The organism is Thalassospira alkalitolerans, assembly GCF_002115745.1.
Classification (GTDB): Bacteria; Pseudomonadota; Alphaproteobacteria; order Rhodospirillales; family Thalassospiraceae; genus Thalassospira; species Thalassospira alkalitolerans.
Genome location: NZ_JFKB01000012.1, coordinates 17,022 through 32,461, shown reverse-complemented (window position 1 = coordinate 32,461; position 15,440 = coordinate 17,022). Strand labels below are relative to the sequence as shown.

Below are 15,440 nucleotides of genomic sequence, written 5' to 3'. Positions count from 1 at the left end.
ACACCGTTGCCGCGACTTGATGATTTTATCAACATTTAATGACATCGACCGGCGCAATTAGACGTATCGGCATCATTGCGATTTTCAAATGAAAGCAGTCCCCGGACCAAGCATATAAAAAAGGCCGAATGCATGTGACATCCGGCCTTTGATAATGACGTCGCAAAATCGCTGTACGATCCTTAATCAAGGATAAGAACGATCAATAAATACCACCCGGGCTTGAAACACCGCCGGTATCATTTTCGGCCCCGACACCACTGTAACCGCCATCAATGACATTATCATTCGACGACGGAATGGTGCCCGGCTTGAAGGCTTCCCAGATCACATTCTGATCGCCCGGACGGGCCGGAAGCCCCGAACGAGCTTCAACCCGAACCATGCGAATCCCCGGAGGAGTCCGGAACGGAACGGCTTTGGTGCCTTTAAGCGCGTCGCCCATAAACTGTTTAAAGATCGGCGCGGCGGCACTTGCCCCCTGTTCCTTGTCGCCAAGTGACCGGTTATCGTCAAAGCCGACATAAACGCCAACCGCAAGGTCCGGCGAGAAGCCGACAAACCAGGAATCGCGGCTGTCATTGGTGGTCCCGGTTTTACCTGCCAGCGGATAGGGAAGTTCGCTAATCCGGCGGCCGGTGCCACGTTCAACCACACCTTCAAGCATCGATACCATCTGGAACGCACTTGCGGGGTCGGTCAGTTGTTCACGGTTATCAGGCAGTTCCGGCGGCATTTGATTGCGGAAGGTCACATCCTGACATTCCGCACATTGACGTTCGTCGCGGCGGTAAATCACTTCACCACGACGATTTTGAATGCGGTCAATCAAAGTCGGGGTGATTTTCTTGCCGCCATTGACCAGTTCGGCATAGGCCGCCGTCATACGCATAACGGTGGTTTCCGCCGCACCAAGTGCCATCGACAGGACATTGGGCATATCGTCAACCACACCGAAACGTTTGGCATAATCAACAACCTTGTCCATACCAATCGTCTGGGCCAAGCGGACCGTCATCAGGTTCCGCGACAATTCAATTCCCAGACGCATGGTCGAAGGACCATAAAATTTGCCGCTATAGTTGCCGGGTTTCCATTTGCCAAGGCCCGGTCCCTGATCAATCACAAACGGCGCATCCAGAACCAGTGTTGACGGCGTAAAGCCATCATCAAGGGCCGCGATATAAACGAACGGCTTAAAGGCCGATCCCGGTTGACGGCGGGCCTGAGTTGCTCGGTTAAATTTAGACAAGGCATGCGAAAAACCACCCGACATGGCCAAAACACGACCAGTATGCGGGTCCATCGCCACCAGCCCCCCATTCACATCGGGAATCTGACGCAAACCATAGGTGTTGGGTGGTAATTCTTCGCCGTCGAGTTCCGCGAAATGTTTCACATACACCACGTCACCGGGCGACAAAACATCCGACGGGCTGTTGACCACAGCACCAAGTTCCTGCCCTTTCTGAGTTGGGCGCGCCCAGGTCAGGAAGCGAAGCGGAATACGTCCTTGTTTGCCCGACAAAAGACCAAGTGTGGCTTCGTTGGCGTCAACCCGCAAGATGGCGGCAACATCCCATGGCACATCACTTGGGGTTTCGACTTCCCGCAGTTTTTGTTGCCAATCATCAGCAAGATCAATTTTGGTAATTGGCCCGCGCCAGCCATGACGGCGGTCATATTCAACCAAGCCATCAAACAGCGCCTGATCGGCAATCGTCTGCAATTCGGGTACAACGGTCGCACGGACCGAAAGCCCCCCGTCATAAAGCATATTTTCGCCATAACGATCGACAAGTTGACGGCGGACTTCCTCGGCAAAGAAATCCGCACGATAGGTATCAACCGACTGACGTTCCTTGGCGGCCAGCGGGCGTGCCCATGCGGTTTGTGCTTCTTGTTCGGTGATGAATTTTTCTTCAAGCATCCGGCCAATCACCCAATTCCGACGCGCCTTGGCTTCGTCATGATTGCGGACCGGATGATAATTTGACGGCGCTTTGGGCAGGGCGGCAAGATAGGCGACTTCTTCGACATTCAGCTCGTCGAGCGATTTATCGAAATAACGAAGTGCTGCGGCTGCCACGCCATAACTGCCATTGCCGAGGTAAATCTCGTTCAGATACAGCTCAAGGATATGTTCCTTGCTAAAGGCACGTTCGATCCTAAACGACAGGATTGCTTCCTTGATCTTGCGTTCATAGGAAACTTCGCTGGTCAAAAGGAAGTTTTTTGCCACCTGCTGGGTGATGGTTGACGCGCCAACCGGGCGTTTGCCTGTACCAAGATTAACAACGTTGGTAACAGCGGCACGCAACACAGAGGCAAAATCAATCCCCGGATGACTGAAAAAGTTTTTATCCTCGGCCGCGACAAACGCATCAACAACAATATGCGGGATCGAGGTGATTGGCACGAAAACACGTTTTTCACGCGCATATTCGGCAATCAACGCCCCGTCACCGGCATGAACACGCGTCATGACCTCGGGCTCATAGGTTTCAAGCTGGGTGTAATCAGGCAAATCCTGGCCAAAATGCCAGAAAACAGCCAGAACGCCGATGCCCCCGGCAATTACCATCAAGAAAAGAACACCGAAAATACTTAGTAATATACGCATAAAAACAGGTCTTTTTCGTTTTGCTGTTTTGGCCTGATCCGGCTCATGCGCATGTATATGCCCATCCCGGAGGGTTATAACCAGCCCTATTATAGCGGCAAAAAAATGACAGCGTTGTGACAGCGCGCACGACAGCCGTTTTTTGCCCTGACGAGACCGGACTGGAACTATAGCCCGCCTACCCGATCAAAGCGAGGGATGCGGCATCCCCTGCACGGAAAAGTTACGCACGGGCAAAAGCGATAGCTTAAATTCTAGAATTTGTGTTTTTCAAAATAAATATCGATGGCCCGCATCACGGCCTCGGCCACCTTGCGGCGATGGGCCGGGCTTTGCAGCAGTTTGGCATCGGTGGCGTTTGACAGATATCCCATTTCAAACAAAGCCGATGGAATATCAGGCGCCTTAAGAACCGCAAACCCGGCAAAGCGATGGGTGCGGCGTTGCAATTCGATGCTTTTGGCAAGTTCGCTGACCATGTTTGCCGCAAGGGTCGCCGACAAATTCATGGTTTCACGCTGCGCCAGATCAATCAGGATGCTTTGAACCAGCGAATTTTCCTCGGACAGGTCAATACCGGCGATAACGTCGGCCTTGTTTTCCTTGGACGCCAGTGCGGCGGCTTCTTTATCCGATGCGTTTTCAGATAATGTATAGACAGATGCACCGCGATGCTTGGAGTTACCAATCGAGTCTGCATGTAGCGAAATAAACAAATCCGCGCCGTTTTTACGCGCGATTTCCGTGCGTTGACGCAATTTAAGGAACACATCCCTGTCACGCGTCAAAAGCACGCGATACCGCCCGGACTGAGTCAGGACATTTTCAAGTTCCCGGGCCGCGGCAAGGGTCAAATCCTTTTCATAAACCCCGCCAACACCAATAGCTCCCGGATCAACCCCGCCGTGACCGGCATCAATCGCGATCAAAGGTTTGTCCGACCCGCCGCGACCAGATTTAACCGCGACATCGGCACTTTGTTCCGTGGCACTGGTATCATTGCGGCTGCGTGCGGAATAGGCCGCCATGCTTTCGCGTGACGCAGCCATAAATGCTTCGCGCTTAGCCGGTGACAAATCAACAACCAAACGGCTTGGCTTGCCATCCGATGGCGGCAAACTAAAGATTTTTGATACCAAAGCGGGCTTGGCAACATCAAGAACGACACGGAATGTCCCCGGTTTGAACAGGCCATAACGTAACCCGGAAATCAAACCGCCACCGGATGTGACCTTGCCGGGCGGAGCGCTCCATTCGATTTCGGGCATATCGATAATGATGCGATAGGGATCAGGCAGCAGAAAATAACTGAATTCGACATTGCGATCGAGATCGATGACAAACCGTGTGTAATCGGGATAGACGCCAAGACGCGCGCCAAGAACCTTGGCGTCCTGTGCCTTGGCCAGCGACATAAAACAAACGCAAAGCACAAGCGACAGGCAAAACACCGCAACCATCCGCGCGGAATTCCATCCAGCAGAAAATAGCTTTTCTATCGTCGCTTGAAACTGCGAACCTGTTAGCACTGATACCATCGCCCTGCCGCGTTGTTGTGATGTCACACGATCACTTATCTTGATTGCGCTTATAACAACGTGTTGGTTAACGGGCAATTGACCGCCCCGGGAAGTTTTGCGGCAATCAAATCAAACTGATGTGATCGGCATATCGGCAATGTAAACGGTAAAAACATTGCAGGATCATGGATTTGGCAGAACTGATCCGTAATCGGCGCATTTATGCGGAAAACTTTGTAGTTTTCAAATGAACCGCAATAAAGTCATCGGAGAACGTAACAAAACTGTTTGTCGCGCGCGTTCAAAACGGATATGTTGCATCCGAGATTCCTATGCCTTGCGGTGTGAACCTTTATTAATCCGCTAGGTTGAGGACGCGACGAGCTCAGTTCTCGGGTCGGTGTCTCGGTGACGCGGCAATTCCCGCTCCCGATAGAGCCCTCTCAATCAAGGCTGACTTGGCGCGCTCGAAGTTTACGCAACATATTTTCGTTTTAACACCAAAACCAGGCCCGAACCGGAAGAGCAGCCGAAACGCGATGAACCAGATATATACAGGACATATCGCGACCTTTATGGACGGCGCCTCCGGATACGCCGGTTTATTTGCATACCAGCGCAACATCGCTTTACGCAGGAAACTGGCGGGGCCTTTAGGAACAGGTTCCGAATGGTCAAACGCATGCTTATCGATGCGACGCACGCGGAAGAAAGCCGTGTCGTTGTAATTAATGGAAATCGCTTAGAAGAATACGACGTCGAGACTTCGACCAAGAAGCAAATCAAAGGAAATATCTATCTCGCGAAAGTGACGCGTGTAGAGCCGTCCTTGCAGGCGGCCTTCGTCGATTACGGCGGAAACCGTCATGGCTTCCTTGCCTTTAGCGAAATCCATTCCGACTATTACCAAATCCCGATGGCGGACCGCGAAGCACTTTCGCGTGGGCATTCCACAGTCAAGGATGCCGACGTCGTTGAAGACAACATCGGCGACGCATCCGACGGCGATGACACCCCGAAAAAAGATAAGAAACCGGCCCGCCCGCGCAATCGCCGCAAACCGCGCGCGAAAGTATCGGATGACGTGGCTGTTGAAACCGATGCCGATGCACCGGTTGCTGCGGTAACAGGCGATGCCGCAACCAGTGCATCGACCGATACCACCGCACAAGATACAGATACCCCACAGGAAAACGTCGCTGCCAATGCCGACATTGCCGCAGACGAAGACGCCAAACCGCGTCGCCGTCGTCCGCGCAACCGTCGCAAAAAAACCGATGACGTCGAAACATCAGCAGCTGAAACCACAGCCGAAGCCACTGATACATCTGGATCTGATGATGACAACACCGATGGTTCGGGTGGCGGCAATGCGGCAATGTCGGCGGAAATCGCCGAACTGACCGTTGATGTCGAAACCGAAGCCGCCGGTGCGGTCCAGGTTGAAGAAGAAATCGACGATCTGGGTGGCGATGATGACGGTGACGAATTCACCGAAACGCATCGCCCACAGTTCCAGAAACGTTATAAAATTCAGGAAGTCATCAAGCGCCGTCAGATTCTTTTGGTGCAGGTCGTCAAGGAAGAACGTGGCAACAAGGGTGCCGCCCTTTCAACCTTCCTGTCACTGGCCGGTCGTTATTGTGTTTTGATGCCCAACACCCCGCGTGGTGGCGGCATTTCGCGCAAAATCACCAATGCCCAGGATCGCAAGCGCCTGAAAGCCATTCTGGCCGAGCTGGAAATTCCGGACGGCATGGCAGTTATCGTCCGTACCGCCGGTTCGGAACGTACCAAGGCCGAAATCAAACGCGACTTCGATTATCTGATGCGTTTGTGGGATCGTATCCGCGAAACCACCCTTCAGAGCCAAGCACCATGCCTGATTTACGAAGAAGCCGATCTGATCAAACGGTCTATCCGCGATCTTTATGCGCGTGATGTTGATGAAGTTCTGGTCGAAGGTGACGAAGGTTACCGGATCGCCAAAGACTTTATGAAAATGTTGATGCCGTCGCATGCCAAGCGCGTACAGCCCTATAAAGATCAGGGCGTGCCGCTGTTCCACCGTTTCCAGGTGGAAAGCCAGCTTGATGCGATGCTTAACCCGGTGGTTCAGCTTAAATCGGGTGGTTATATCGTTATCAACCCGACCGAAGCTCTGGTCGCGATTGACGTCAACTCGGGCCGTTCGACCCGTGAACGCAATATCGAAGAAACCGCTTATAAAACCAACCTTGAAGCCGCCGAAGAACTGGCGCGTCAGTTGCGCCTGCGCGATTTGGCCGGCCTGATCGTCGTCGATTTCATCGATATGGAAGATCACCGCAATCAGGGATCAGTTGAACGCAAGCTTAAAGAAGCCATGCGCAACGACCGTGCCCGTTTGCAGATCGGCCGGATCAGCCCGTTTGGTCTGCTTGAAATGTCGCGTCAACGCCTGCGCCCGTCGCTGGTCGAAAGTGCATTTGAAGTTTGCAACCATTGCCGTGGTGTCGGCCTTGTTCGTTCGATCGAAAGTGCAGCCCTTCATCTGCTGCGCGTGCTCGAAGAAGAAGGCATGCGCCGCCGTTCCGGCGCATTAACCGTCCATGTCGCGAACGAGGTTGCACTTTATATCCTCAACCGCAAACGTGACACGCTGGGCGAGATCGAACAGCGTTACGGCTTTACCATCATGATCTTTGGTGATGACAGCCTGATTTCCCCGGATCACCGTATTGAGCGCACCCGCGCGAAAAAAGGTGATGAAGGCCCCGAAGAAAGTGCTGTTCTAAACACCGATAGCGTTTCGCTGACCGCAATCGAAAGCCCGATTGAGCCAGACGAAGACGAAGAAGACGACGAAGACAACAGCGCAGAAATCAGCGAAACAAGCGAAACCACCGATAATCGTGACGAAGACGATCAAGGCAACAAACGCCGCCGTCGCCGTCGTCGCCGTCGTGGTCGCAATGATGAACGCGATGATAACAGCACCGAACCACAGGAAGCCGGAGCCGTCAGCGAAGCCAATGACGCCACTGACAGCAATGATCAGGGCGACAGTGACGACGATGATGATGACGATGAAGCACAGCGCAAACGCCGCCGTCGTGGCAAGCGCGGTGGTCGCCGTCGTTCCCGCCGCCAGGAATTAGAAGGCCCGGCACGCGTTAAATCCCCGGCCGATGATGCAGAGGCAACAGCACTTCGCCGTGACCGTGACCACAGCGCACCAGAAGGCAGTGTTGTCGATCAGGTTATCGAAGCTGATAGCGAAGGCCAGGATAGCGGCAGCTTTGACGAAGAAGGTGTTCGCACTGGTCGTCAGCGCGACACAACGGCACCGGCCCCATCCCGTCCACGCCGTGACCGCAATGATAATCGCCGCAACCGTCGTGACCGCAAGGACCGTGGTGATGTCAAAAATATCCCGATCCAAAGCGGCCCGGCACCAGAGAATGCAGCAGAAAACGCAACTGATACTGCGCCGGTAACGGCACAGGAAACAGCACAGTCAACTGCACCGGCACCGATAGCTGCACCTGTGACTTCTGGCGAAACCGCCCGAGAGGCAGCGGCAACACCGGTTTCGCAATCTGCTCCGGCTGAGATTGTCACCGAGAAACCGGCAACCCCGGCTCCGTCTCCGGCGCCAACACCGGCACCTGCACCAGCGGCTGAAAAGCCAGAACCGAAACCGGAACCGAAGGCAGAACCTACCCCGGCACCGGTCGTTAGCGAACCGGTTGCAGAACCGGCAAAGGACGAAAAACCCACACCGAAGAAACGCGGCTGGTGGAGCCTTGGCCGTTAAGGTCATCTGACACAAAAATAAAAGGGGCTGCCGAGTGATCGGCAGCCCCTTTTTTATTCCAAACCTGATCGGCAAACTATGCTGAAAACCTAGCGTTTCCAGTTCTGCAATGCCTTGACCGCGCCAATCATGGTGGCTTCACTATGAGCAAATGAGAATCGCACATAATGTTTGCCGCGCAGGCGATCAAAATCAGTGCCCGGCGTGGTTGCGACGCCGGTTTCGTCGAGTATGCGACGGCAAAATGCCTCGCTATCATCGGTCAAATCACTGACATCAGCATAAAGATAGAACGCACCATCAGCGGGGGCAAATTTGGTGAACCCGGCCTTGGGCAAACCATCAAGCAGGATTTCACGATTGCGCGCATAGGCCGCGATATTAGCCTGAATCTCTTCCTCGCAATCAAACGCCGCAACGGCGGCAATCTGGGACAATGCCGGGGCAGAAATAAACAGATTCTGTTGCAGGCATTCGACAGCACGCATCAAATCCGGCGGCACGACCGCCCACCCCAGACGCCAGCCCGTCATCGAGAAATATTTCGAGAAACTGTTAATGATGAAGGCATCATCACCGAATTCAAGCGCGGTGCATTCCTTGACATCGCCAAATGAAATTCCCTGATAAATCTCGTCACTGATCAGGCGAATATCATTTTCGCGGCAATAAGTTGCCAGTTCGCGATAGGTTTGCACATCAATCATACTGCCCGCCGGGTTGGACGGACTTGCGATAATCAGACCATCAACCGGGGATTCAAGGTCGCGTAACATCTGAACCGTTGGCTGATAATGGCTTTCGGGACCGGTCGGCAGATTGACCGTTTCAATGCCAAGTGCTGTCAGGATGTTGTGATAGGCAGGATATCCGGGGGCGGCCATCGCCACCCGATCCCCGGCATCAAATGCTGCCAGGAACGCCAACACGAAAATCGATGATGATCCACTGGCGACACAAATCCGCGACGGGTCAACCGACACATCAAATTTGCGTTTGTAATGGCCCGCAATCGCATCGCGCAGCGGATCGATCCCCATGGCATTAGTATAACCGATCAGGTCGTCATCAAGCGCACGGGCGGCGGCTTCGCGTACTTTGCGAGGCGCGGGTGTGCCGGGCTGACCGACTTCAAGATGGAAAACGGCCTTTCCTTCAACCTCACGGGCATTGGCAGCCCGCATGACATCCATGACGATAAAGGGCGAAATGGCGCCGCGACGCGATTGTTTCAAAGCCATGCGTGGGGTCCTGCTTTGTATCTTGAAACGGGGTGTTTTGCGAATCGGGGCAGGAAGTCCCTGCCCCGAAAAAGGTCGAAGCGATAACTACCTATTGCGTTCCGGCCATGCCACCACCAACCGGGTCGGCAACGAATTGACAGGTTTCAGGATGGGGCGGCACCCCACCAAGGCAACGGACAATGTTGACCGATGAATTGCCATCTGAATTCATTGAAATATTCGCCGCAGCACCGTTTCCAATCAGGTCCTCGGCCAGCGTAGCAATCTGTTTGGTTGCCCCCGCCGGTGTCGCCGTGCCTGCGATGCCATAGTAATATTCCCAAACAAACGGGTTCACCATCAGCGCCGGGCCGATCAAAGGTGTCTGGGCATGGGCCGCGTCGCCCGCGGCAAGATTAAGACCAAAAGAATCGGCACCAAGCGCGGCACCAAATGGCTTATTCATCGTCGTGGTGCAGACCACCGCATTGGCAGCCCGGTCCAGAACGACAAACCCACTGCGACCAGAATTGGTCTGGGCGGCATTATCCCCGGCATCAATATCGGCCAGATAACGGTTCAGAATCGCACCAAGTTCGGTGCCTTGATCAATCACCGAACGGCCACTGGACGATCGCGGCGGATAGGCAAGGTAAAGGGTTTCATTGCCGACCTTAACCTCGGTCGCAGATTTCCATTCCGGTTTGTAGCTGCGCATATCATCGGCTGTTAGCGTACCACCGGCATTTTCAACGGCCTTTGCGATTTGCGCACCCAATGCACCGTTATAGAACTCTCCCGGCCCTTTGACCCGAAGCGACGTCAGAAGCGCACCGAGATTGACCGACCGAATCCGATCCCCGACATGTAAGGTATTGCCACCGGGCATGAAAACTTCCCGCAGCATTGGGCTTGCTTCGATGCGATCCCGGTTGGCGTCGATATCAACAACCATCGATCGCGATACCGGCACGCCAAGGCGCGCATATTGTTCCGCCGCCGAAAGAAGCTGTGCCCAATTTAAGCGTCCGTAACGCGCGCTAAGCGCATAAAGGCCGCGTGGCACGGCGGGAATCGTGGTTGCAGTCTGATCCGCAGCAGTCCTAGTTCCCGAACGCGGCCAAAAATCAAGGACCTCGACCTTTTTGGCACTGCGCATATGCACCACACAAACCCCGCCGCCGCCAATACCCGCCACCGAGGATTTGGTCACCGTCATGGTCGCATATAACGCCACAGCCGCATCAGCAGCCGTTCCGCCAGCGGACAAAACATCGCGTGCAACGCGAACGGCGCGCGGCTCATCCGCGACCACTCCGCCAAGAAAACCGCTGACGGCCCCTATTTGGCCAAGATTTTCTGATTTATCACTACTGCAGGCAGCAAGACCGGCAGTCATTGCGATTGCGGTCATGATCCGCCATGATGGCTTGCGCGTCGGAATCCTGTCCTCACTGACCGGGTCGACATCAGATGAACGAGAAGACGGAACGCACATTTTGCTCAGACGCATTATTACTCTCACTGCCATTTTCCTTGTTGCCCTGCCCAGCACCGTTTTTGCGCAGGGACGTTCTTTTATCCGCGACACCGAGATAGAGGAAACCCTTCATCTGTATGCCGAGCCGATATTCAAGGCTGCGGGGCTCGATCCGCGCGGTGTTAGTGTCTATATCATCTCAGACGCCAGCCTGAACGCATTCGTTGCCGGTGGTCAAAAGCTTTTTATCAATACTGGCCTCTTGTTGAAAGCCCAGACTCCCGAACAGGTTATGGGGGTTATAGCCCACGAAACCGGTCACATTGCTGGCGGGCACCTTTCGCGCGTTCATGATCAACTGCGAAATGCCTCAGCGATCTCGATTCTATCGACCATTGTTGGTGTTGCCGCCGGTGTTGCCGCCGGGCGGGCCGATGTTGGCACGGCGGCCGTTTTAGGCGGTCAAAACGTTGCCGAACGTAACTTCCTTGCCTATTCCCGTACCCAGGAAAGCAGTGCTGATCAGGCCGGTGTCAACTTTTTGACCGAAGCCGGTATTACATCGCGTGGTCTGATGGAATTCATGGAAACGCTTGAAGGCCAGGAATTGCTAAGTACTGCGCGTCAGGACCCGTATCTGCGCAGTCACCCATTAACAACGGAACGTGTTGATTTCCTTGAAAACTATGTCGCCAATTCGTCACTTAAGACTACCAAGGTCGATCCGGCACTATATGAACGTCACGACCGTATGCGTGCCAAGCTTTATGCCTTTACCAATCACATCCGCAATACGCTGCGCGTCTATCCCGAAACAGATACCAGCATTTCCGGGCGTTATGCGCGCGCGATTGCCTATTACCGGGACTCGCAGATTGATCCGGCAATGAAAATCATTGATGGCCTGATCGCCGAGGAACCGGAAAACGCATATTTCGCCGAACTTAAAGGTCAGGTTTTGCTGGAATTCGGCAAGGCTACCGAAGCCGCTCCGCCATTACGTAAAGCGGTTGAACTTTCCAAGGGCGCCCCGTTGATCCGGTTGCTGTTGGCCCATGCCCTGATCGAAAGCAGCGATAGTGCCGCTCTGCCTGAAGCCAAGGAAAACCTTCTGGGAGTTTTGGCCGTTGAACGCAGCAATACATCAGCATGGCGTTTTAGGGCAATTATTGAAAACCGTCTGGGCAATGAAGGCGAAGCATCCCTTTCACAGGCGGAATACAGCCTTTTGACCGGTGACCGCGAAGCCGCAAAATATCATGCGGTGCAGGCGGATCGGAAACTTGAAAAAGGTACCGCCACCTGGCAGCGGGCGCAGGATATTATCCGCGCAACAGATCCCGAAGACGGCAAGGACAAAGACAAGGATAAGCCAAAGTGATCGCCATCCATTTGCCGCAGACAGGCTTTCTGTCTGCGGCAATACGCCGCCTTGCAATAAAGTTTCTTACCCTTCGAACATTGACGTTAAAATTGGCCGTTCGCTTTCTTGCGATTCCCCTTTTGGCCATTCCGTTTTTGGCCGGTTGCGGATTGCCCGGTGCCGGGGTCGGAGTTGAAGGCGACCTAAAACTTCTTTATGCCCCCTTCTCGCTGACCAATCCGCCAAAATACTGGCTTTACGCCAAACGCCCCGATCATCTGGGCAATAAAGCGGACATCAAGGCGAATACGCTTTACTGGGACGATATTGGCGGGCACATCGCATTGGCAATGCGCCCTGCAATCGAACCCTTTGAACTGGGCCGACGCACCAATATTGCCATCTTGGCATCCCCCTATCTGTCATTTGACTGGTACAAGAATGCATCAGCAACGCCCGGCGATATCGAGATTATCCTTGGTTTTCGCGCGCAATCAGAAGGCAATTGGGGGGAAAGTGATCTGGGGGCTGGCAAGCCACCGATGGATCACATCATCCGCCTGCCAATCGGCGTTGAGGCCGATGGCGTGACAGGCTGGCAGCGGGATTATTTTGATCTTTCATCCCTGCATCGCCGGTACTGGCCCGACACAGATGAAATCAATATCCGTCTGGTATGGATAGGAATTGCAACGACACAGGAACATCGGCCGGATGTGGCCGGGGTCACATACCTCTCGCATATTTTACTTTCCCGTTAGATCGGCTGTCGCGTATCAGTTAATCAACAACATAAATCCCGCACCGCCGTTTGGGTATGGCAACGCACAGAAAACAAAGGACTTCGGATGACTTCGCAAATGATCAAACGTCTTCTTGGCAGTGCTGCCATCATGGTTTCACTTGGTCTTGCATCGGGCGCAGCATCAAGTGCACAGGCCGCCAATGATCAAATAAGCGACACCCAGAAGGCCCAGTTTGAAAGCGTGATCGAACAATATCTGATGGAAAATCCGGATGTGTTGCTGCGTGCGATCCAGAACGTTCAGGTCTGGCAGACAGCAGAACAGGCGCGCAAGAATGCCGACGCCATTACTCCGGTCTGGGATGCATTGATTGCTGACAGTTCCGTACCATCCGTCGGCCCGGCAGATGCACCCGTCACAGTGATCGAGTTTTTTGACTATCATTGTGGATATTGCAAACGCGCCTTTGACGGCGTGAAAGATTTGGCCGAACAATCGGACGGCAAGGTTCGCACCCTTTTTGTCGAATTCCCGATCTTGCGTGAAGAAAGTGCCAATGCGGCGCGTGCCGCACTGGCCGCCGCCAAACAGGGCAAATACATGGAAGTACACAGCGCATTCATGGAAAGCCGTGGCATTCTTGACGAAGGCCAGATCAATGATCTTGCCGCAGATGCCGGTGTGGATGTCGATCAGATGCGCAAAGATATGCAGTCAGCCGAAATCACAGGCATGCTTGCACAATATTCCGCAATGGCGCGCTCAATCGGGGTGAATGGTACCCCGGCCTTCCTGATCAATGGGAATATGGTGTCCGGCGCGGATATGGAACGTGTCAATGCACTGGTTGAAGCCGGTTTGAACGAGGCTTCCTGATCAGGATAAGATCAAAACCTTGCGACTGCATATGCAGTCCATCCGTTTTGCATTGTGAATAAAACAAAGGGGGCCGTTTCGATTTCGAAACGGCCCCCTTTTAAATCCATCCAAAATCAATCAGATCACACCGGCAAGCGGTGATGACGGATCGGCATATTTTTTCTTGGGCATACGACCGGCAAGGAAGGATTCGCGACCCGCGATGATCGCGTGCTTCATCGCACGTGCCATGCGGATCGGATCTTTGGCACCGGCAATCGCGCTATTCATCAAAACACCGTCACAACCCAGTTCCATAGCAAATGCCGCATCGGACGCAGTCCCAACCCCGGCATCAACAATCACCGGCACATTCGCACCGTCTTTGATCAGCGCGATATTGACCGGATTAATAATTCCCATGCCCGACCCAATCAGAGAGCCCAGCGGCATGATCGCGCAACAACCCATATCTTCAAGCATCTTGGCCTGAATAGGATCATCGCTACAGTATACCATCACGTCAAAACCATCCTTAATCAGGGATTCGGCGGCTTTGAGGGTTTCGGGCATATTGGGATAAAGCGTTTTCTGATCACCGAGAACTTCAAGCTTCACAAGGTTCCAGCCACCGGCTTCGCGCGCAAGGCGCAAGGTACGAACCGAGTCATCAGCAGTAAAACACCCCGCCGTATTTGGCAGGTAAACGTATTTTTTCGGATCAACATAATCGACCAACATCGGCTGCCCCGGATCGGTCAGATTAACGCGACGCACGGCAACGGTAACCATTTCAGCCCCGGATGCCTCGATTGCGATGCGGGTTTCGTCGAAATCCTTGTATTTGCCGGTACCGACAATCAGGCGGGATTTGAATTTGTGACCGGCGACGGTGAAACCTTGGTCATCGGCGGCGGTCAGATCGGCATCTGATGACCCACCCCCGATAAAATGAACGATTTCCAGCTTGTCACCATCGACAAGCGACGTATCGCCATAAGCCGTTTTCGGCACAATTTCGAGATTGCGTTCAACCGCGACCTTGGTTGCCGTGATTCCGAGTTCCCCCAGAAGGTCGGCAACGGTCGCTGCGGTTTCGATAGTGCGGTCTTCACCGTTGATGGTCAGTCGCATCTGTTCGTCTTATCCTTGTGGTATCAAAATATTCATTTATTGGCGCGCAGTATGCGCGAGCCACCGGGCCTGAGGCAAGCTGTGATCGGCGGATTCTGCCATGCGGCGCACACAAAGCTGTGCCAATCGCGATGATATCCATATGATCGTGCGGTTACAGTAACATGATGCCCCCGAATGCAACGTTGCGTCAGACTTGGGTCGTGTTATAAACGCACCACTAAATGTTGGGCATGTGGGAACGGATGACAAAACCCGTCTACATTCTAAATGGGCCGAATTTGAACCTGCTGGGACAACGTCAGCCGGAAATCTATGGCGCGACCACCTTGCAGGATATCGACACCATGTGCCGCGCACATGCTGTGGATCTTGGCCTGCCTGTCATCTTTCGCCAAAGTAACCACGAAGGTGAACTGGTTGACTGGATTCAAGAAGCCCGACAAGAAGCTGCTGGTATTATTATCAATGCTGCGGCATATACGCATACATCAGTTGCAATCCTTGATGCTTTGCTGGCATCTGATCTGCCGGTCGTCGAGGTGCATCTGTCAAATATTCATCAGCGGGATGCCTTCAGACATCATTCTTACGTCTCGAAAGCCGCAAAAGGCATGATCTGTGGCTTTGGCGCACAGGGTTACACGCTGGCTCTTGATGCCATCCATTCACTGATCCACACACCATCATAAAA

10 protein-coding genes are annotated in these 15,440 nt (G+C 53.7%); 5 read left to right on the top strand and 5 right to left on the bottom strand.

Annotated elements, in window-relative coordinates:
- Positions 1–202: 202 nt before the first annotated feature.
- Both TALK_RS16305 and TALK_RS16300 read right to left on the bottom strand, forming a co-directional pair.
- On the bottom strand, positions 203–2,623 hold the full coding sequence (locus tag TALK_RS16305) for a penicillin-binding protein 1A (protein ID WP_085620215.1): 2,421 nt from the start codon (positions 2,621–2,623) through the stop codon (positions 203–205).
- Positions 2,624–2,877: 254 nt separating this feature from the next.
- Positions 2,878–4,083: an N-acetylmuramoyl-L-alanine amidase gene (locus tag TALK_RS16300; RefSeq protein ID WP_245829977.1), complete on the bottom strand. Its 1,206-nt coding sequence runs from the start codon at positions 4,081–4,083 to the stop codon at positions 2,878–2,880.
- A 730-nt stretch (positions 4,084–4,813) separates the two neighbouring features.
- Here TALK_RS16300 and TALK_RS16295 point away from each other — a divergent pair.
- The gene (locus TALK_RS16295; RefSeq protein ID WP_085620213.1) at positions 4,814–7,942 is read left to right on the top strand and encodes an Rne/Rng family ribonuclease; all 3,129 of its coding nucleotides are present in this window, start codon (positions 4,814–4,816) and stop codon (positions 7,940–7,942) included.
- Between the two features lie 89 nt (positions 7,943–8,031).
- Here TALK_RS16295 and TALK_RS16290 read toward each other — a convergent pair whose 3' ends face one another.
- Positions 8,032–9,183: a pyridoxal phosphate-dependent aminotransferase gene (locus tag TALK_RS16290; protein WP_085620212.1), complete on the bottom strand. Its 1,152-nt coding sequence runs from the start codon at positions 9,181–9,183 to the stop codon at positions 8,032–8,034.
- A gap of 91 nt (positions 9,184–9,274) precedes the next feature.
- A complete protein-coding gene (locus TALK_RS16285; RefSeq protein WP_245829975.1) occupies positions 9,275–10,579 on the bottom strand; it encodes a gamma-glutamyltransferase in 1,305 nt (434 codons plus the stop codon).
- Positions 10,580–10,664: 85 nt separating this feature from the next.
- Here TALK_RS16285 and TALK_RS16280 point away from each other — a divergent pair, with 85 nt between their 5' ends.
- The 3 genes from TALK_RS16280 (at position 10,665) to TALK_RS16270 (ending at position 13,630) form a co-directional block, all read left to right on the top strand.
- Positions 10,665–12,026, top strand: coding sequence for a M48 family metalloprotease (locus TALK_RS16280; protein WP_085620210.1), 1,362 nt, complete (start codon positions 10,665–10,667; stop codon positions 12,024–12,026).
- A gap of 92 nt (positions 12,027–12,118) precedes the next feature.
- A complete protein-coding gene (locus TALK_RS16275; RefSeq protein WP_245829973.1) occupies positions 12,119–12,769 on the top strand; it encodes a hypothetical protein in 651 nt (216 codons plus the stop codon).
- 99 nt (positions 12,770–12,868) lie between these two features.
- A complete protein-coding gene (locus TALK_RS16270) occupies positions 12,869–13,630 on the top strand; it encodes a DsbA family protein (protein ID WP_245829971.1) in 762 nt (253 codons plus the stop codon).
- A 120-nt stretch (positions 13,631–13,750) separates the two neighbouring features.
- Here the strand turns inward: TALK_RS16270 and thiS are convergent, their stop codons facing one another.
- Positions 13,751–14,746 (bottom strand): sulfur carrier protein ThiS, encoded by a 996-nt coding sequence (gene thiS, locus TALK_RS16265; RefSeq protein ID WP_085620207.1) that lies wholly within the window; start codon positions 14,744–14,746, stop codon positions 13,751–13,753.
- A gap of 245 nt (positions 14,747–14,991) precedes the next feature.
- Between thiS and aroQ the strand changes: the two genes are divergently transcribed.
- Positions 14,992–15,438 (top strand): type II 3-dehydroquinate dehydratase, encoded by a 447-nt coding sequence (gene aroQ / locus TALK_RS16260; protein WP_085620302.1) that lies wholly within the window; start codon positions 14,992–14,994, stop codon positions 15,436–15,438.
- The last annotated feature ends 2 nt before the right edge of the window (positions 15,439–15,440 follow it).